The following is a 20,356-nucleotide window of genomic DNA, read 5'->3' as shown; positions in this document are numbered from 1 at the left end:
GGGGGGGGGCCCCCGGGGGGGGCGCGGCCGGGGGGGCGTGCCCCCCCCTCGGGCGCCCCCCCGGGGGGGGCGCCCCCCCCCCCACCCCCGGGGGCCCCCCCACGCCCGTCCCCGGGCCGTACCGCCGACGCCGGACCGGCCGGACGGCTCACCGCCCGGCCGCCCCGACCACCTCGCGTCCCGACCCCGATCGCCGCGTCCCGCCCGGCGGATGCCTCGTCCCGGGACGCGACCGTTCCGTCCCGCTCAGCGGCCGGTGCGGCCCGGCTCGGTGTCGAAGTCACCGGAGAGCGCCGCCGCCATCCGCAGATGGCCGGACGCCTCCGCGTCCCGCCCCTGGCGCTCCAGTGTGCGGCCGAGCATCAGCCGGGCGTAGGGCTCCACCGGGTCGCGCTCCAGCACCGCGCGCAGTTCCTCCTCCGCCCTGCGCAGCCGCGCCGAGTGGTAGTAGGCGCGGGCCAGCAGCAGGCGCGGCGACACCTGCTCCGGCACTTCCTCGACCAGCCCTTCGAGGATCCGGGCGGCGGTCATGTACTCCTTGGTCTCGAAGAACATCTGCGCGCGGTCCCAGCGGTCCGCGGCCGTCCCGTACTCGAAATAGCCGTTGCTCATGTGATCTCCTCGTTCACGGACCGTTCGTGGAGCGCCCCGGTCCCGTCCGGTCCCGGACCGGATGTCCGGTGTGCCCGGCAGTTGTTCCAACCCGGCATGATGATTGAATATTCCACTAAGTCGTCGGCGTGGGTACCGGCACCCCCGGCCCCCACGGGAATAGGTTGAGCGCCATGAGCAATCTCGATCGCCAGGCCGTGCCCTCCGTCTGCGGAGGACGGGGTTTCGTCGTAGCCGAGCCCGTACGTGAACTCCTCGCACCCCGCCGCGTCCAGCTGGGGGAGTCCACCGAGGTGCGCAGGCTGCTGCCCAACCTGGGCCGCCGGATGGTCGGCGCGTGGGCCTTCGTCGATCACTACGGGCCCGACGACATCGCCGACGAGCCCGGGATGCAGGTGCCGCCCCACCCCCACATGGGACTGCAGACGGTCAGCTGGCTGCACGAGGGCGAGGTCCTGCACCGCGACAGCCTCGGCAGCCTTCAGACGATCCGCCCCCGCGAGCTGGGCCTGATGACCTCGGGCCGGGCCATCAGCCACTCCGAGGAGAGCCCGAAGAGTCACGCCAGGTTTCTGCACGGCGCCCAGCTCTGGGTCGCCCTGCCGGACGCGCACCGTCATGTGGAGCCGCACTTCCAGCACCACACCGACCTGCCGGTCGTCACCGCCCCCGGTCTCACGGCCACGCTCATCCTGGGCGGGCTCGACGGAGCCGTTTCGCCCGGCACCGCCTACACCCCCATCGTCGGTGCCGACCTCGCCCTCACCGCCGGTGCCGACGTCCGCGTGCCGCTCGAACCGGACTTCGAGTACGCGGTGCTGGCGATGTCCGGGCAGACGGAGGTCGACGGCGTGCCCGTCCTTCCCGGCTCCATGCTCTACCTCGGCTGCGGGCGCCGCGAACTGCCCGTGCGCGCGGACTCCGACGCGGGCCTCATGCTCCTGGGCGGCGAGCCGTTCGAGGAGGAGCTCCTCATGTGGTGGAACTTCATCGGCCGCACCCAGGGGGAGATCGAGGCGGCCAGACAGGACTGGACGGAGGGCTCCCGCTTCGGCGAGGTGCACGGCTACGACGGCGGTCGCCTGTCGGCCCCCGAACTGCCGCCGGTGCCCCTCAAGCCGCGGGGACGGGTGCGCTGACCTGGGGGTTCGCCGTCCATTTCGGTATCTGGAGCCGACTTGCCGGGAGAGACGTCCGCGTGGCCGGCGAAGCGCTTTCGCACCACCCGGCCCCGGTGCGCCTCCCGGGGATCCCCTCGGCTCGACGGCGCCCCGCGCCCGCCCGGAGCGAGGCGAGGCCCGATCGGGGCTGCGCTTCGACCCCTTGGAGCCGCGCCTCGACCACGTGGAGGAGTGAGAGGGCGAAGCGGGCGCCATCGCGTGCATCGGGGCGGGCGACAGGCTCGTCGCGGCCGTGTCGCCCTGCCGGTCGGGTGAATCGCGCACCGGGCCGGTTCCACCCCGCGGTTCACGACCGTGCCGGGCTCCCCGGACGGCGCTAACGTCGAGGCGTTCCCGATCCCGATCCGTCGCGGTGGCCGTACTCCCGGCCCGGGCGGAGAACGGCGACGACCAGATGAACGTCCCTCTCGTTCCCACGCTCATCGTCACGGCCCGCGGATGACGACCCCACTGCCGCAACTGGCGGCCCAGCTCCGGGCCGGTCTCGATCCGCTCCTCCCCGTCCTCGTGGGCCTGCCCGACGAGGCCACCCGCAGACAACGTCTCGCGCAGGCGCTCGGCCTTCCCGGCGGCGCCCTGACCCCGGACGCGCTGCTCGTACGGTTCGCCCTGCCGGACGCCGCGTCCCACGGGGACGTGTGGCCGGTGCTCGTCGAGCTGCTGCGGACCGCGGTCGTGCAGTCGCCGCCCACGTGGCAACTGGTCATCCAGGACGTCCTCACCCTGGGCCCCGGTCCGGTGCCGACGCCGACCACCACGACCCTCCCCCCGACGCTCGGCCTCTCGTTCGACCTGACCGGCGCGCTGACCCTCGTACCCGGTCTGGCCGTGCGCGACGGGATCAGCCTCGTGCTCTCCCTGCCCTCCGCCACGCCCGACGACTGCTCGCTCACCTTCCGGGCCGACGGCATCGGCCTGGCGCTCACCGGCGACGCGCTGCTCGGCCTCCTCGTCCCCGGCGGCCTCGCCCTCCAGGGCAGCCTCGGGGTCCGGCTCGACAAGAACGGGATGCGGCTCGAAGGCGGCGCCGCCGGCAAGGGCGTCGCGATTCCGCTGAACAAGGCGCCGTCCGTGCTGCGCGCGCCCTCGTTGTACGTGTCCGCCCGGGACGGCGGACTCCGGCTCGACGCGTCGTTCGGCGCCTCGCTGCTCGGCCTCGGCGACGCGACCGTCGACGGCGTCGGCCTCGACATCAGCCCGAGCGGCGGGGGATTCACGGCGACCCCCGTCGCGCCGACGGGCTTCGGGCTCACCCTCGACGTCGGCCCGGCCAAGGGCGGCGGGTTCCTCGCCGTGCACGACGGCCGGTACGAGGGCGCGCTCTCGCTCAGCCTGGGCGTCGTCGAGGTACGGGCCTTCGGGATCCTGGACACCCGCCCGGTGTCGGTCCTCGTCGTGCTGAGCGCCCTGTTCACCCCGCCCATCGAGCTCGGCCTGGCCGTCACCCTCAACGCCGTCGGCGGGCTCCTCGGCATCGGCCGCGCACTCGACCAGGCCGGCCTCGCGCAGGTCGTCCAGGCCGGTCATGTCGACGACCTGCTCTTCCCCGCGGATCCCGCGGCCGCGGCGCCGCGCATCCTGGCCACCCTGGGCGCGGTCTTCCCCGTCCGCCCCGGCAGCACGGTCGTCGGCCCGATGTTCCGGATCGGCTGGGGCCGCCCGGTCTCGTTCGTCACCGCCGACATCGGGGTGGTGCTCGAACTTCCCAGTGGTGTGGTGGGCATCCTCGGCCGGCTCCGGGTCGCCCTGCCCGCTCCCCAGGTACCCGTCCTCGACCTGCGGGCCTCGGTCGCGGGCGTCGTCGACGCCGCGAACGGCCTCATCGAGATCATCGCCGACCTGGCCGGCTCCCGGCTTCTCACCGCCTCCGTCGAGGGCGGTCTCGCGCTGCGTGTGAAGAGCGGGCAGGACGCGACCTTCATCCTCAGCGCCGGCGGCTTCCACCCCCGCTTCACCCCGCCCGCCGGCTTCCCGACCCCGAAGCGCCTGACCATCGCGATCGCCAACAGCCCCCTGCTGCGGGTCGTGTTCTCCGGCTACTTCGCCGTCACCCCGGGCACCGTCCAGGCGGGCGCGGAGCTGTCCGCCGTCATCGGCTCCCGCAGCACCGGTGTCACCGGACGGCTGTCCTTCGACGCGCTGGTGCGCTGGGAGCCCGGCTTCGGCGTCCAGCTCGACCTGGGCGGCTCCTTCGAACTGCGCTTCGCCTCCCGGACCCTGTGCTCGGTCGGGCTGCGCGTCCACGTGGACGGACCGACGCCGTGCTGGCACGTCGCCGGCCGGGCCAGCGTGTCCCTTCTCTTCTTCGACGTCAGCTTCCCCTTCGACGAGCGCTGGGACTGCACCGGCGAGACCGCCCTCCCGCCGCCTCCGGACGTCTGCCGGCTCCTGGAGCAGGCGCTGGACGACCCGCGCAGCTGGGAGCCGGTCCTGCCGGACGGCACACGCACGATGGTGTCGCTGCGCGCCGACGACGCGGCCGGCGGGCGGCTGCTGCATCCGCTCGGCCGACTCCGGTTCAGCCAGCGCACGGTCCCGCTGGGCATCGAGGTGGTCCGGTACGGGCCGGGCCGGCTGCCCCAGCCGACCACGTTCGGCGTCGCCGTGACGTTCGCCGGCGGGGCGGGCACCGCGCAGCCGGTCAAGGAGGACTTCGCGCGCGCCGACTTCTTCGATCTCACGGACGACCAGAAGCTCACCCAGCCGGCCTTCGAACAGCTCTGCTCGGGCAGCGAACTGACCCCGCCCGCCCCCGCGGTGACGGCCCCCCAGTACTCGGTGCCGGTGGAGTACGAGACCAAGTGGCTCGGCGGCCCGGTCAGCATCCCCAAACCCCCGTGGCGGATCACCGACGCGGCCTTCACCGCGGCGCTCCCCTTCGGGGCCGTGGGCCGCAGCCTCGTACACGCGCTGGCCGACCGGTATGTCGCGCCGCCCATCACGGCACCGGACAAACCGGTCCTCAAGGACCGCTCGTACGCGATCGTCCAGACCGGCACCCTCAAGGACGCCGGATTCCCGCGGACGTCCACCTTCACCGAAGCCACCGCCCAGCTGGAGACCGTGTCGGGCCGGTCCGTGCTGCACCAGGTCGTGCCCGCATACGAGGTGAGGCCATGACCACGTACACCTTCGCGTCCTGGGCCCGGGCCGGCGCCGCCGCCTCCCTGGCCGACCCCGACGACCTGGTCCGCACCACGCCGGTACGGGGCGCGCTGGCGGCCACCGCCTCGGTGAACGGCAGGCCCGGGCGATCGGTGCCGGTCCCGGCGCTGCAGCTGTACGGGCCCGGCGACGTACGGGCGATCGACCCCAAGGAGATCGTGCGGCTCTTCCCGTTGCCGGGCACACCGGACGCGGAGACCACCCGCTTTCCGATGGTGGAGTTCGAACGGACCGAACTGCCCTGGCTGTTCACCCCGCTGACGCAGGGCCCCACCGGGGCCCTGCGCCCCTGGCTCGCGCTGGTCTGCGTGCCGCAGCCGAAGGGCCGGCCCCGGCGCAGCCCCGGCGTCCCGCTGCCCGTCCTGCGCGTCGAGGGCAGCGAACTGCCCGACCCGGCGACACTCCACCTCTGGGCGCACGCCCAGACGCTGCCGGGCCACGAGACCGACCCGCGGCGGTCCGTGTCCCGGCTGCTCGCCCCGCGCCGCCTGCTGCCGTACACCAGCTACACCGCCTGTCTCGTACCCGCCTTCGAGGCCGGGCGGCTGGCCGGGCTCGGGCAGCCCCTGGACAGCGCGGGCCTGGCACCCGCCTGGGGCCCCGGGACGGAGACGCGCGATCTGCCGGTCTACTTCTCCTGGACGTTCGCCACCGCCGAGGGCGGCGACTTCGAGACGCTGGCCGACCGGTTGCGGGCCCGCCCGCTGCCCGCGCACGCGGGCCGCAGGCCGCTCGACATCAGCCGCCCGGGACTGTTCGCGACCGGCCCCGGGCCGGTCGTCCAGGAGGTGGAGAGTGCCCTGCGCGCCCCGGCCACCCCGGCCCCGGACCCCTGGCCCGTCGGCCCGCAGAGCGCGCAGTGGCAGCAGCGGCTCGCCGACGCACTCGTGCCGATCGCGGACGGCACGGGCGACGAGGACCCCGACGTCCTGCCCCCGCTGTACGGAGGCTTCCACGCGCTGCGCAAGCGCGCCGACCCCACGTCGCAGGGCTGGCTCGACACCCTCAACCTCGACCCGCGGTGTCGGGTCGCGGCCGGGCTCGGCGCCCGTGCCGTCCAGGCCGACCAGGAGGCGCTCATGGCCTCGGCGTGGCGGCAGCTCGCCGACGTCCGCGCCGCGAACCGGGTGATCGACCTGGGCCGGTTCGCCCGGCTGGTCGCCGGCCGGCTGCACCTGAAGCATGTCAAGCCGCTCTCCGCCGACGAGGTACTGCGTCTGGTCACCCCGCTGCAGAGCCGGCTCCCGCTGGCCGCGGACACCACCCTGTGGTCCTCGATCCGGTCGAGCCTGCTCCCCAACGCCATGGCCACCACCTCCTTCTTCCGCACGGTGCGCCCGATGGGAGTGCTCAGCAGGCGGGTGGCGCTCACCGCTGGGCTAGCGGCCGGACGGGCGGTGGACGCCTCACAGCCGCCGCCGTTCGCCACGGTGCTGACCTCGGTCGCAGCGTCCCCCACCGGACTCGCCGTCACCCCCCGGGATCCGGACGGCGCGGTGGGCTTCACCGTGGCGCCCGAGCAGGTCGTGGCCCCCGAGCGGCTGGACGCCGTACGGAAGGTCTTCGCGCCCGCGGACGGGGCACCGGACGCCTGGAAGCAGATCGCCACCGACGCGGCCGGGCGCTTCCTGAAACGGCAGGTGACCACCGAACAGCTCGCCGCCACGCCGCCGGTGCCCGGCGTCGCGCTCAACCGCGCCTTCCGCATCCCGGACCTGCCCGAGGCCGAGGCCCCCGCGGACTTCCTGGCCCGGACCACGGTGACCCCGCAGGGCGACCTGGTCTTCCCCAGCGGCCGGACCGGTCCGGCCGGCCTCGGCCTGTTCACCGGGCAGCCGGACCCCGGCACGACGCGGGGGAGCTTCACCGGCCAGTGGATCGGACCGTGGGACTCGGTGGCCCACGGGGACGCCGCGGGCTACTGGAAGGGCTCCTGCCACGGCGACTGGGACATGGGGGGCGGCAGGTCGGGCAGTTGGAAGGGCGACTACGCGGGCACCTGGAGCGGCAGGCCCGGTGCGGACGGCGGCGACCCCACCTGGCTCGCGCTCTACACGGGGACGTGGGAGTCCGATGCGGAGAGCGGGACCTGGCGCGGCGTGTGCACCGGAACATGGAGCGAGGGCAACAACACCTCCGACGGAGTCTTCACCGGGACCTGGCGGTCCACCGTCCGCCACGGCACGTTCCGGGGCAACTGCCCGGGCTCCTGGGACTGGGTCCCGAGCGGTGACAGCGGCCAGTGGTGGGCGGACTGCTTCGGCACCCTCCAGGTCACCGGCGACGGCCCGGGAGGGGAGCAGGATCCCTGGGACACCTCCGTCATCAAGGGCCTCGTCGACCAGTGGGGCGAATCCGGAAAGCTCGGTCTCGGCGTCTTCACCGACCCGGACGTCCTCGTCGAGCAGCAGGACCAGCTGCCCGTCCCCGTCGTGGTCGGCGCCCAGCCCGAGGACCTGAGGGACATGGTCGTCTCGGCGCACGACCGGGTGCTCAAGCCCTCGGACGCGCCACCGGTCCCGCGCCGGGACAACTTCCCCGCCCAGCAGACCCAGCAGACGATCGTGGACCTGACGGACCCCGCCGTCACCGTGCCCGCGGTCGTGGGCGCGCGCGTGGACCGGCCGGACGGCGGCGCCCCGGAGACCCCGGTGCAGTGGGCGCCGGCCTTCCCCGACGCCATGTGGCCCCCGCTGTCGGCCCAGTCCACCGAGTGGATGTTCGGCGGGCTGGACCACGTCCCGGCGGACACGGCGCTCCTCGCGCTCACCAACGCCCCCTTCGTCGCCGCGTACATGGTCGGCCTCAACCACGAGTTCGCCCGCGAGCTGCGCTGGCGCGAATATCCGACCGACCAGCGCGGCACGTACTTCGCCTCGTTCTGGGGGTACGGAACCGATCTGCCGCCGCTGCACACCTGGCAGCTCGACCTGCCGCTGGGGGCGCATCCGACCGCCCCGCCCGACCGCGTCGTACTGCTCCTGCGCAGCGCGCTGCTGCGCCGCTACCCCGGGGCGATCATCTACGCGGCGCCGCTGAACGGCACCGACCCCGACGAGGACCATGCCCGCCATCCGATCTTCCGCGGCGGCCTGGACCCCGACACGGCCATGCTGGGTTTCGACCTCACCGAGGCCGAACTGGCGGCGTCCCCCTGGTGCTTCGTGATCGCCGAGCAGCCGACCGAGCCCCGGTTCGGGCTCGACGATCCCAATCCCGCCTACGGCTGGGGCAGCACCTACCAGGCGCCGGACACCCCGGGGGACGAGGCGGACGACTGGAACAACCTCAGCTGGACCCACCTCTTCGACTCCGAGGCGGCGTACCTGGCCGCCGCCTACGCCCCGGGCACCGTGCGTCCCAACGTCGCCTACAACGGTCTCGTGTGGGGCACCAGCGCCGCGGGGACCGCCCGACAGTGCTTCCAACAGCCCGTCAGGATCGTGCTGCCCGCCGAGCGACTGCTGCATCCCGAGGAGAACGACCGATGACAGAACTCGGCGCGCTGCGCCGGGCCGTGGCCGAGGCCGATGAGCACCGTGCGCTGCTCGGCGCCCACGCCACCGCCGACGACCGCCGGGCCGCCTACACCCGGCTGGAGAAGGCCCGGCGGGCCCTGGACGCCGAGGTACGCGCCTTCGTCGGGAAGGGCTTCGCCCCGCTCCTCGCCGGGCTCGACCCCGAGGTGCCCCTCGTGCTCATGCCCGTACGGCTGGAGACGAGGCTGCGGCTCGGCGGCGGAGGGACGGACGTACCGGCGGCGCACGGACACGGGGCGTACGGCCAAGGGCACCGGGCGCACCGGCGGCGGGCCGACGGGACGGCGACGGACGGTACGGCGGGAGACACTCTGCTCGTCCGTGTCTTCCCCGACGACATCCACGTCGAGTGCCACGAACCCCTGCCGACCGACGCAGAGGTCCAGGAGGGCCGCCGCTACTGGCGGACCGTGTGGCGGGCCGGCCGCACGGAGAACGCGGAAGGCGACCGCGCGCGGCTGCTGCTCGCCGCCTGGGGACAGGTGGCCGGGACGCTCGGCGTCGAGCGGGCCCGGTGGCTCGTCCGGCTGCTCACCCCGCTGTCGGACACCCGGCCGCAGGCACCGGTTCCGGGAACCGATCCGGTGCCGGAGCCGGACTGGCCGGCCGTACCGGTGCGCGCGCGGGGCTGGAACCGGGCGGCGACCGCCTCGACCCTGCCGGACCAGTTCGTCGTACGGGCCTACCAGGGCGACGTGCTGGTCGGCGAGGAGCAGGGCAAGCCGGTCCCGGACGTGGTGCAGATGGGCCCCGACCCGGACGCCGTGCCCCCGTCGAGCGGCCTGCCCCTCGACCCGGGGCTGCGCTGGCTGACGGAGTACACCGAGGCGGAGGCCAACGGGCTCGCCGTCACCGTGCCATTGCGCGCCGACTGGGGCTACGACCGGACCCGGGAACCCCTGCTCACCCGCGTGGTCGTGTTCGGCGTGTCCGCCACCCTCACGCCCGAGGCGTCCGCCGACCGGCTCGCCCGACTGCTGTCCGGGCGCGACGGCGACGGCGAGGCCGCCTTCGTAGCGCAGGGCACGGCCACCAACCTCCTCGCGGGCGGCGCGAGCGCGTCGCCCGCGCCGCCCGACGTCGACCGGCTGCTCGGCGCCACCCCCGCAGCCGCGCCCGACCCCTGGGCCAACAGCGCCCGTACCGCCGCCGCGCTCGGCGTGCCGGCCGGCCCCCTCGCCGCGCTGCCCGGCGCCGACGAACCCGAGCAGGCCGACGCGCGCGCCCTGCAGATCGCCCTGTGGAGCGCCACCGGCGACTTCTACCTCGACGAACTCCTGGAGAGCGACCAGGGAACCACGGAACTCCCCGTCGACCGGAGCTGGCTGCGCCGCCACCACATCGAGCACGTCCGGGCCCGCGGCCCGCTGCCGGTGCTGCGGATCGGCAGACAGCCGTACGGCCTGCTGCCGGTCACCGCCACCGCGCGGTGGCAGGCGGACGCGCTCGAGCCATCGGGCCTCGCGGGACTGCACCGCGTGCTCGGCGTGCTGCGCCCGTTCTGGGAGGTGGGCGTCGGCACCCTGCCCCGGGTCGGCGGCCCCGACCAGCCCGGGGACACCCTGCCGCTCCCCAAGCCCGAGCGCGACGTCCTGCGCGCCCTGGGCATGGCCCCGGTGTCGCGGACGGTGTCGGTCCGGTCCGTCCAGGGCGGGCTGCTCGCCTGCTTCAAGGACATCGGACTCGGTCTGGCCGGCCTCGACTTCACCACCACCGGCTTCTGCATGGGCGACACCCCGGAGGACGTGCAGTCCCGCGCCCTCGACGAGGCCCTGGGCATCACCCACCGGCCGCGGATCAGTCACCACGTCAACGGTGCGGCGACCCGGCTCTGGCTGCCCTCCGTGCGGCCGAACCTGCCCGAGGGCCAGGACCCGGTCGCGGCGCTGACGGACTTCCTGAACGGGGTCGTCACACGCTTCGACACGCTCAAACTGGTCGTCGGCAACCAGGAGGCGCGCACCCTCCTGGAGGCGCTGCTGAAGCACACCGCCAACCTGGAGTACGGGCGGGCCGCCGCCGGGGTCAAGGACCCGGAGGAGATCCAGGCCCGGTTGCGGTTCGCCCAGGTGCTGTTCAATCCCGACAAGTTGCTGCCCACGCTCAACGCGTCCGGCCTGAAGGCGAAGCCCTTCACCCTCGGCACGATCATGCAGCTGCCCGCGCCCACGTCCACGGTCAGGCCCGCGACCGACGGGGGGCAGGGCGTCGATCCGGCTCCGACGGTTTTCCAGACCGTCCTCGACGCCCGCACGGCCATGGCCGGTCAGGTCATCGAGGCGGTGACCCGGAACCGCGGGGTGCTCACCCTGACCGGCACCGAACGGCCCTGGAGTGTCCGGCTCGCGGAGATCGACGCGGCCCTGCAGTACCTCGCGGGACGGGTGACGGACTGGAACGCCCGCGGGGACGCCTTCGGCCCCCTGGAGCGGCTGCTCGGCGAATGCCTCGACCTGGTCTCCCACCGCCTCGACGCCTGGATCGGCTCCCTGGCCACCGCCCGGCTCGCCGCGCTGCGCGAACGACGCCCGACCGGGGCGCAACTGGGCGCCTACGGCTGGGTGGAGAACCTCTCGCCGCGCACCGAACCGCTCAGCCGGGGCTGGGTGCTCGCGCCCTCGCTCCCGCAGGCCGCCACCGCCGCCGTCCTGCGCAGCGGCGCCCTGTCGCACCCCACCGACCCCGGCGCCTTCGCGGTCGACCTCTCCTCACGGCGGATGCGGGTGGCCATGACTGTCCTCGACGGGATCGCCCAGGGGCAGCCCTTCGGGGCACTCCTCGGCTACCGGCTGGAGCGACGGCTGCACGACGAGGGCGAGGCGCCCGGCTCGACGCTGGTACTCGACCGGTTCGTCGCCCCGCTGCGCGCCAAGTGGTCGGTGCAGGGCGTGCAGCACCCGGGCACGGGAGCCCAGGAGTTCATCGGCGCCCACGACGTCACCGACGGCGCGCGGCTCGCCGACGTGCCCGAGGACGACGTCATTGCGTATCTGCGGGCGAACGCGGGCGACCCGCAGATGAGCGGCCCGGAGGAGCAGGCCGTCCGCCGGAACCTCGCGGCGCTGCGCGACGACCTCGACGCCGTCGGGGACCTGCTGCTCGCCGAGAGCGTCCACCAACTGACCCAGGGCAACCCGGACCGGGCCGGCGGCACCCTGGAGTCGCTGGCCGCCGGCGGACAGCCGCCGCCGCGGCCCCAGGTGCTCGACACACCGCGCCGGGGCGTCTCGGTGGCCCACCGAGTCCTGGTCGTCGTGCCGGAGGGGACGCCGCGTGCGACGGGCTGGGACAGCACACCGCAGACCGGCCGGCCACGGGCGCAGGCCGAGCCGCGGCTCGACACCTGGGCCGGGCACCAGCTCGGCACCACCGACCGGATCGGACTCCGGGCCGCCTGGCTGCGCCCCGGCCAGGAGGACGCGCCGGGGGCGGCCACCGTCACCGAGCACGCCTGGCCCCTCACCGGGCACTGCGCGCTCGACGTGGTGGCGCTCGCCGCCGGCGGCAGGCTGCGGGCCGCGCTCACCTCCGCGCTCCTCCCGCAACGGCCGCCGAACGTGCCCGCCGACGCCCTCCCCGTCCTGCGCACGGACCGGGGCGCGGGCTGGTCCCGGACGACCCTGGACATCCTCCAGGTGGAAGCGCTCGGCTCGGCGGTCGCCGGGGTGCTCGCGGCCGGCCGGCCCGGCACCGCCGCCGACCTGGCCCACGCGTACACCGCACCACCGGACGCGGCGGACCCGGAGTTGCACGCCCGGGCGGAGCAGGCTCGCGTCGGCCTCCAGGCCGCCGTGACCGCACAGGACCTGGACGAGCTCGCCGCGTTCGGGGTGACCGGGCCGCCGGCCGGAACCGCGGATGAGCGGGCCGATCAACTGGCCGCCGCGCTGCGCGAGGCCCGGACGCGGCTGGCGGCGGCGGACGCGGCGGCGACGCCCGCCGGGCCGCGGGCCGACAGCGCGGTCCTGGAGGCGGTCTTCGGCTCCGGCTTCCGGGCCGTGAGCCTGGTGACGCCGCCCGACGCGGCGACGCTCGACGCCTCCTTCGGCACCGGACTCGACCGCGGCGGCGATCCCACGCTCGTACCGGGCGACTGGACGGAACTCATGGGCACGGTCCGTGCGGGCACCGGCGCCCTCGCCGACCTGCTGCTGCACACCGGGGCCGCGGCGACCGGCATCGGCCACACCCTGCGCATCGGCCAGATGCCCTTCGCGCCCGACGACCGCTGGGTGGGCGCCCTGCGCACCCCCGCCGACGAGGAGAAACCGGCCACCGGTCTGGTGGTGCACGGCCCAGCCCAGTCGCTCGCCTCGGGAAGCGCGGCCGTACTCGTGGTCGACGCCTGGTCGGACCTGATCCCCGCTCAGCAGCACACGGCGGGCGCCACCTTCCACTTCGACGCGCCCGGTGCGCGCGCCCCACAGGCCGTACTCCTGGCCGTTCCGCCGGTGGTCGGCCGGCCCTGGACCCCGGACGTGCTCGCCGACACCATCGGCGAAGCGCTCGACCTGACGAAGCTGCGTCTGGTCGACCTGGACGCGCTCGGCTGGCTGGGGCGCTACCTGCCCGCCGCCTATCTGCCCGAGTCGGCGATGGGGACGGCGCCCAGCGTGCACATGAAGGACCTGATGATGCGGCCGGATCTGGCCACGGTCATGGCGCAGCTGATCAAGAAGGAGTCCTGATGACGTTCGACGTCATGGCCTTCGGCCAGTTCCACCGCGTGGAACCGGTGGTCCGGCCGAGCGGCACCGGCGGTCAGCTCGACGAGGCCCTCGCCGCCCGGGTCGCCGACCCGCTCTTCCTGCTCGCCCGGCAGTGGCAGCTGGCGGAGTTCGCGGGCGAGGACACCGGTTCGCCCGTCAGGTGCCGGATCAGTACCGAGAGCACCCCGCTCGACGCGTTCCGCGCGGGCGGCGACGCGCCGGGCGTCAGCCTGCCGAAGGGCATGCCGCTGGAGTACCTGGCGGAGGCCGGGGCCGCACCGGGCGAGGCACTCCAGGGGCTGCCGCTGCGAGCCGCCGCCCGGGCCGGCCGGCGCTTCCTCGACACGCTGCGCACCCAGAGCCTTCCGGCCACCGTCCTGGACCAGATCGACGCGGCGGTGCTCGCCAAAGCGCCGCTGCCCGGGCCGCCCGCGAACCCGGACGACGATCCGCTGCGGCGCGACCCGGGCGGGCAGGCCCTGCGCGACGTGCTCGCCGAGCGGGCGCCCGACGGCGTCGCGCTCGCCGGGTACCTGGACGGCGGCTGGCGCCCGCCGGGGCTCACCGGCGCCCAGCGGACCGCCTTCGACCAGGCGGCACAGCTGTGGCGGGACTGGTTCCGGGCCCGGTACCAGCCGCCGGTGGCGTCGAGCTGGGTACGGGAACGGCTGGAGCACCGCTTCGCGGTCACGGCGGCGCCGGGCGGGCGGCCCGTGACGCTGACGGCGCCCGAGTACACCGGCGGCACCGCCGACGCGTACCAGTTCGACCTCGACGTCGGTACGACACCGCTGCCCGAGCCGGCCGGCGGCACGCCCGCGGAGGTGCTGCCCACCCGGGTCACGTATCCGGGCATGCCGGCCGAGCGCTGGTGGGAGTTCGAGGACACGACGGTCAATCTGCCCGCCATCGGGGCGGGCGTGCCGGACCTGGCCCGGCTGCTGGTCGTCGAGTTCGCGAACATCTACGGCAACGACCACTGGATGGTCCCGGTGGAGCTGGCCACGAGCGCGCTGCACCGGATCGCCGGGCTCACGGTCGTCGACACCTTCGAGGACGAGACGACCGTCCACCCCGTCCAGGACGACCACTGGTCGGTGTTCCGGCTGACGAGCGCCCAGGACGGCACGCCCGGACCGCCGTTGCTCCCGCTGCTGCCGACCGCCTCGGCACGTCTGGAGGGCACCCCCGTGGAGGAGGTGCTGTTCGCCCGCGACGAGATGGCCAACCTGGGGTTCGCGATCGAGCGGACGGTGCAGAGCGCCACCGGTCGGCCGCGGGCGCGCGGCGACGAACCACCCGACGACGATCCGCAGGTGCCGCCGACCGACCCGACGGCGCTCGCCTACCGGCTGGTCACGGCGGTCCCGGCGTACTGGATTCCGCTGGTGCCGGTGCCGCTGACGACGGGCTCCGCGGCGGTGTGCCTGCGACGCGGACAGATCCCCCGGTTCGGTCCGGACGGCACCCGGCTGCCGCAGCTCAAGGCGGCCGGCCGGATCCTGGAGCCGGAGGTGAAACGGGTGTTCTTCCGCGACGAGGAGGTCCCGCGCTCCGGAGTGACGGCCGGCCGGGTGCCGGTGGTGGCGCGCGGCGAGGACGGCCGGACCTACCCGTGGGTCGGCCGACGGGTCAGGGCCGGCCGGGGCGAGGCGTCCAGCGCACTCGCGTTCGACGGCGCCGTACCGCCCGGAGGGACGTCGGGATGAAGGCGAACATGTACGCGCTGACGATGGCCGTGACCTCCGACGCGGTGGAGATCGTCGCGACGGACTCCACCGGACGGCTGTTCCGCTGGGACCGGGTGGGCGAGACCCTCCTGGCCGGCCCGGTGCCCCTGGTGCCGCACACGATCTGGGGCATGGTGCTGACGCCCGACGACCGGGAGGTCGTCACCGCGTCCAGCGACGGCACGGTGGGCCGCTGGGACCGGCTGACCGGCCTCTCCGTGGCCGCGCCGATCGCTGCCCACGAGGGCCCGGTCCTGGCCCTGGCCCGTACCCGCGACGGCAACGAGATCGTCTCCGCCTCCCAGGACGGCACGGTCCGCCGCTGGGAACGGTCCACCGGAGCGCCGTTCGGCGAGCCGCTGCGCGGACACACCGGCACGGTGCAGGCGGTCGCCGTCACCCCCGACGACGAAGAGCTCGTCTCGGGCGGGGTGGACGGCACCGTTCGACGCTGGGACCGGACATCCGGCACACCGATCGGCGGGCCGCTGCTCGGCCACAGCGGTCCCGTCCAGGCCTTCTCGGCGGGCTCCGCCGGGCGACGGTTCGCCTCCGGCGGCATCGACGGCACGGTGCGCCGCTGGGACCGCGACACCGGGCGGCAGGTCGGTGGCCCGCTGGTGACGGGCTCACCGGTGCGGTCGCTCGTGCTGACCGGGGACGGCGAGATCGTCGCCGGCTGTGCCGATGGCACCCTGCACCGATGGGACGCGAACGGACAACTCGTCGGAGCGGTCCTCCAGGCCCACGGCGACGCCATCTGGGCCATGGCGACGACGCCGGACGAGTCCGAGCTGATCACGGCCGGCTGGGACACGATCATCCTGCGATGGGAGCGGGTCACGGGGGTGCCGCTCCGGCCGGTGCGGGCGGAGACCCGGATCGAGTCCGTGCCGCGCATGGAGCTCCGTGGCAGTACGCCCTTCTGACCCCTCTCCTCTGTTCCGACGGGAGCCCCGATGCCGGCCATCTCCATCGACACCTCGCAGTTGACGTACCCCTGCGTCGCCGTCTCCGGAGCCGGCGACGGGGCCTGGCGCGGACTTCGGGACGGCCTCGTCGACGGGGCGGCCGACCCGCCGCCCGAGGTACGGCTGCCCGTCGGCTCGGGCTACCGGCTGCGGCTCGGCGAAGGCACGACCGCCGCCGCCGTCTTCGACGTACGCGGGAACGGCACGCTGGACTTCGCGCCGGAGTACGACGCCTTCCTCGCCGGCCGCGGCACGCGGCGGCTGACCGTACGCGGGGTGCCGGTCCTCGTCGACGCCCGGGGCCTGGACCATCCGCTCACCCCGGACCTGCCGGGCGCGGCTCCGCTGGCGTCGGACCGGACGCACGAGCTGCGGTTGCTGCCTGCTTCGGGGTACCGGCTGCGGGTCGAGGCGGGCACCGCCGCCGGGGGTCTCGGCTTCTCCGTCACATCCGGCGGAAAGGTCCGGCTCACTCCGGAATCGGATGGTTTTGCCCAGGCCGTCGGGAACACCCTGACGGTCCGGGGACGCACCGTCACCATCGATGGACGCGGCCTCTCCCACGGCCTGCTGCCGGTCGGCGTTCCGGACGCCGCCGCGGGGGCCTTTCTCCCCCCGGTCACCGTGCACCGGCTCATGCTGCTCCCGGCCGCCGGGTACGTCTTCCACGCGGGCCCCGGCGTGCCGGCCGACTTCTCGTACACGGTCCGTCCCGACGGGACGGTGGACTACGACATGTCCTGCGACCCGTTCCTGACGGGGCGCGGCACGGACACCCTCGTCGTGGGCGGCTTCCCGGTGGTCCTGTCCGCGGCCGATGCGGACAGCGACCTCCTCGGTCTCGCGGTCCTCGACGGCCGGCCGGACCCGGCGCCCCGCACCCCCCGCGAACTGACCGCCGTCCTCGTGCCGGCGAAGGGCTATCAGCCGCGCACCGTGCACGGCGTGTGCAGCGGCTTTCACGTCGCCCGCGACGGCACCCTGAGCGTCGATCCGGCGGACGCCGATTCCTACGGCGCCAGGACCGTCGGCCTCGCGACGACCGTGACGGTCCGGATCGCCCGCACGGTGCCCGGCGGACCGGCACCCCGCGGCAACGTGACCTTCACGACGGACGGGCGGCTCCTCGGCACGGTCCCCCTGGACGAGGTGGGCCTGGCGAGCCTGCGCACGGCGGTCGTGCCGAGGGGCGTCCGGGAGGTCCTCGTCGCGTACGAAGGGGACGACGAGCACCGCCCGTGCACCGCGATGCTTCCGCTCCCGGGCGGGGAACGGCGGCCGTACGGGCCCTAACCGGTGGGCGGCTCATCGGGCTTGGGGATCGGCTCCGGGTTGGGGACCGGCGGTGAGTCGCTGACGATCCGCTTGCCGTCCAGGGTGTAGTCGCGGTGCCGGCGCCGGGGCGTGTAGCCCTCGGGGCAGAGCCTTCGGCCCGTCACGGCCTCGGAGGCCGGGGACGGTGGCGGCTCCGGTGCCTCGGGAGGCGGTGGCGCCGCGGCACGACCCTTCGCCAGGTCGAACCGGACGCACTCGACGTCCGGATCCACCTCGGAGGGGATCACCTCGGGGCGGTCGTCCTTCGCCGGGATGTCATTCGACGCCACCTGGTCCTCCCCAGTAGAAGTTCGATCCCCAGGTCGTCGTCCCGGAGAAGTCGACCGCGATCTGATAGGCGTTCGGGTTGGTCTGCGAGGGATAGCCCACCAGCGGCTGCATCGTGCCGGCCGCGTCGGACTGGTAGGCCATGTTGCGCATGTAGGCGGCGTGGCTCCAGCCCTCGTACGGGAAGTGCCCGCTGCCCATCTGGGTCCAGGTGGCTTCGGGGTGGTGGACGACGTCGTCGACGATCTCACCGCCCCAGTCGACGATCCCCGCCTGGTTGTACAGTCCCGAGGCATTGAACAGGCTGCGCGGGTAGCCGCCCATCCATTCGTTGCCGATGCGGACCCACCACTTGTCCAGGTACAGCATGACCTTGATGGACAGTTCGTACTGGTCGCCGCCGTAGACGCTCTCCGCCATCCGTATGCCGGGGTAGACCGTGCTCGACAACTGCTCCCAGCCCTTGACGTCCCGGTTGTAGCCGCCGAGGTAGTCGCCGCTCTGCGCGTAGTTGTTGGTGGTGTAGAAGATGAACAGATGCGGATACCAGTCGCCGTAGAGGTCGTAGTAGGTCTGCACGCCCACCTCGACGGTCTGCACATCGGTTCCGGCCCCTGATCCCCCCACCACCCACAGCTGGCCCAGGGAGAACTCGTTCGACCACTGGACGTAGGGTCTCCACGTGTTGATGACCCCCTCCGTGCCGTAGTGGTTCACCTGCTGGCGAGCATGTGCGTACTTGTGCACGTCGGGAGAGGCAGCGGACGAGGTCAGGCCGAGGTCGTCCGGCGGAGTGGTCCGCTTCGCGTAGGGCCCCTTCGCCAGGTAGTCCTGCAGGGTACCGACCGGGGTGATGCGGTCCAGCGGCTTGCGCAGCATCGGGACGGTGCCGGGCGGGCCGGTCTCGGCGTCCGGGTCGGGCGATTCGAACGGCTGCGAGAGCCCGGGACGCTCGGAGTCGTACGGCCGCTCCGGCGGCTCGACGTCGGGTGGTTCGCCGCGGCACTCGACAGGGACCCAGTCGAGTTCGTCCCCGTCGGCCGTCGTGGTGTGGGCGACCGCCTCGCGTCGGGTGTACTGGTCCTCGAAGTACTGCCGGATCTCCTTCAGCCGCTCTTCGTCCGCGCGATCCAGGTCCCGGCCGGCTCTCGGCCGGGGCGGGGTCCGGGGCGCGTCGGGGTTGCGCAGAATCCTGCCCGCTTTCATCGCTCTCTCCTAGATGCTCGTTCGCGGTGGCGACGTCGGGGTGACCGAACGAGGTCGCCGTGGCCCAGCGGTGCCGAAGAGACCGGGGCCGAAGTCCCGGGTGAACCACGCCCCGGGGCGGGTCGCCCTGTCGTAGATGTTCCTGGCCACGAGGACATGTCCCGGGAACCGGGCGGCACATCGGTGGGCGCGACTTCGCGGACGTACATGAGGGACTTCCTCACACCGCCGTTCGCGTCTCGCGCGTTCGCGCCGCTCCATGTCCTGTTCCAGCAGCGGTTCACGTGACCGCTTCCCACCGTCCTCCGGGCTCGCCGCCGGGATGGCGGAGCCGGGCCGCGAGGGCTCGTGCCCGGGAGGTCCGCCCACAGGGAGTTCGGGCGCGTCACTGCTCATGGAAGCCTCTTGCCGGCGTCGAGTGCGGGCGAGGAGGTCGCGAACACATCCGACCGCTGATGTCCAGTCTCCTCCCAACCGGAAGCCGGCGCAGCTCGATGCCTGCGCGGTCGTCCTGGCAGAGGCTCCCTGAACGGAGCGGGCGGCGTCCGGGCCGTGAACGGTCCGGATCCCGACGGCTACGTACCTCGGTGCTGTGCCCCATGGTCGAGCCCCGGCTGTCCACGGGGTCCGGAGGCAGTACGTGCGGGGCGCGGGAGCGACGGGCTCCGCCCGGGGCCGGTGCCCCCGGGCGACGCCGACCTTCTGCTGACCTCGGACTGATCAGCGCGGCGTCCACCTGTCGGAAGTGGCAACCGTGCGACTTGTGACGGAACTTCACCGGCCGCACCCAGGAGGAGGTCCAGGTGGCCGGGCAGGACCGGACGGAGGCCTCCCGCCTCGGCGAGGTGTACGGCTACGACGGCGGTCGCCTGTCGGCCCCCGAACTGCCGCCGGTGCCCCTCAAGCTGCGGGAAGGGTGCGCTGAGCCGGGCCGACGCGCTCTTCGTGAATTCCCGTCAGGTCCTCCTGACGTCGCCCTCTGCCGTGTCGGCACGGGGCGACTGTCGTATCCGGATCCCGCGCCGGGGCGGAGCGCCCCGGTTTCCGCTGCCGCGACCTTCTCGCGCCGACCCCGCCCCCTTGAGTGAAATGAATATTTCATGATAGGTGTCAGCTGCTTGTTGTGAATGGTTGCTTTCGGTCGTGCCGCAAGCGGACGGCCGGGAAGGCGGAGGTCGGAATGAACCGGATCGGCGAGGGGCGCGAGGGCATGGACGACGAGACGGGTACGGCTGCGCGCCTTCCTTCGCACAGCGCGCGGGAGCATGTCGAGCAGACGGAGCGCTTCGCGGCGCGCAACTACCATCCGCTGCCCGTCGTCCTGGCCTCCGGGGACGGTGCCTGGGTGACCGATGTGGACGGGCGTCGCTTTCTCGACTGCCTGGCGGGCTACTCCGCCCTGAACTTCGGCCACCGCCCGGCGCGTCTGCTGCGGCGCGCGCATGAGCAGCTCGACCGGCTCGCTCTCACCAGCCGGGCCTTCTACAACGACCAGCTCGGTCCGTTCGCCGAGGCGCTCGCCCGGCTCACGGGGAAGGACCGGGTCCTGCCGATGAACAGCGGTGCCGAGGCGGTGGAGACGGCCATCAAGGTGAGCCGCAAGTGGGGCTACGTCGTGAAGGGCGTGGAGGCCGGCCGGGC

General features: G+C 74.0%; 11 protein-coding genes. 8 read left to right on the top strand and 3 right to left on the bottom strand.

Features of this window, described 5'->3' with window-relative positions; all coding sequences use genetic code 11:
* Window positions 1–246: 246 nt before the first annotated feature.
* A complete protein-coding gene (locus tag AB0E67_RS34535) occupies window positions 247–612 on the bottom strand; it encodes a tetratricopeptide repeat protein (RefSeq protein WP_362034566.1) in 366 nt (121 codons plus the stop codon).
* 173 nt (window positions 613–785) lie between these two features.
* On the opposite strand from AB0E67_RS34535, the gene AB0E67_RS34530 reads away from it, so the two are divergent.
* From AB0E67_RS34530 to AB0E67_RS34500, 7 genes are all read left to right on the top strand, one after another.
* Window positions 786–1,751, top strand: a complete 966-nt coding sequence (locus tag AB0E67_RS34530; protein WP_362034564.1) for a pirin family protein — start codon at window positions 786–788, stop codon at window positions 1,749–1,751.
* A 480-nt stretch (window positions 1,752–2,231) separates the two neighbouring features.
* Window positions 2,232–4,913, top strand: coding sequence for a DUF6603 domain-containing protein (locus tag AB0E67_RS34525; RefSeq protein WP_362034562.1), 2,682 nt, complete (start codon window positions 2,232–2,234; stop codon window positions 4,911–4,913).
* The gene (locus AB0E67_RS34520) at window positions 4,910–8,449 is read left to right on the top strand and encodes a hypothetical protein (RefSeq protein WP_362034561.1); all 3,540 of its coding nucleotides are present in this window, start codon (window positions 4,910–4,912) and stop codon (window positions 8,447–8,449) included. The genes AB0E67_RS34525 and AB0E67_RS34520 overlap by 4 nt, the downstream gene beginning before the upstream one ends.
* Complete coding sequence (locus AB0E67_RS34515; protein WP_362034559.1) at window positions 8,446–13,185, top strand: hypothetical protein; 4,740 nt, start codon at window positions 8,446–8,448, stop codon at window positions 13,183–13,185. Before AB0E67_RS34520 ends, AB0E67_RS34515 begins: the two co-directional genes overlap by 4 nt.
* Window positions 13,185–14,915 (top strand): hypothetical protein, encoded by a 1,731-nt coding sequence (locus AB0E67_RS34510; protein WP_362034557.1) that lies wholly within the window; start codon window positions 13,185–13,187, stop codon window positions 14,913–14,915. Before AB0E67_RS34515 ends, AB0E67_RS34510 begins: the two co-directional genes overlap by 1 nt.
* Window positions 14,912–15,865 carry a WD40 repeat domain-containing protein gene (locus AB0E67_RS34505; RefSeq protein ID WP_362034556.1) on the top strand — a complete coding sequence of 318 codons (954 nt, stop codon included), beginning with the start codon at window positions 14,912–14,914 and terminating at the stop codon, window positions 15,863–15,865. The genes AB0E67_RS34510 and AB0E67_RS34505 overlap by 4 nt, the downstream gene beginning before the upstream one ends.
* A gap of 30 nt (window positions 15,866–15,895) precedes the next feature.
* Window positions 15,896–17,200, top strand: a complete 1,305-nt coding sequence (locus tag AB0E67_RS34500) for an Ig-like domain-containing protein (RefSeq protein WP_362034554.1) — start codon at window positions 15,896–15,898, stop codon at window positions 17,198–17,200.
* Here the strand turns inward: AB0E67_RS34500 and AB0E67_RS34495 are convergent.
* Window positions 17,197–17,511, bottom strand: coding sequence for a hypothetical protein (locus AB0E67_RS34495; RefSeq protein WP_362034552.1), 315 nt, complete (start codon window positions 17,509–17,511; stop codon window positions 17,197–17,199). The genes AB0E67_RS34500 and AB0E67_RS34495 overlap by 4 nt on opposite strands.
* Window positions 17,498–18,715 carry a neprosin family prolyl endopeptidase gene (locus AB0E67_RS34490; protein WP_362034551.1) on the bottom strand — a complete coding sequence of 406 codons (1,218 nt, stop codon included), beginning with the start codon at window positions 18,713–18,715 and terminating at the stop codon, window positions 17,498–17,500. Before AB0E67_RS34490 ends, AB0E67_RS34495 begins: the two co-directional genes overlap by 14 nt.
* Window positions 18,716–19,895: 1,180 nt before the next feature.
* On the opposite strand from AB0E67_RS34490, the gene AB0E67_RS34485 reads away from it, so the two are divergent.
* Window positions 19,896–20,356: aminotransferase class III-fold pyridoxal phosphate-dependent enzyme (locus AB0E67_RS34485; protein ID WP_362034549.1), on the top strand; the 461-nt coding region annotated here is incomplete at its 3' end.

Source organism: Streptomyces sp. NPDC032161 (assembly GCF_040636995.1).
Lineage (GTDB): Bacteria > Actinomycetota > Actinomycetes > Streptomycetales > Streptomycetaceae > Streptomyces.
The sequence above is the reverse complement of the archived record's forward strand: the minus strand, read 5'-3'. Positions and strand labels throughout refer to the sequence as shown.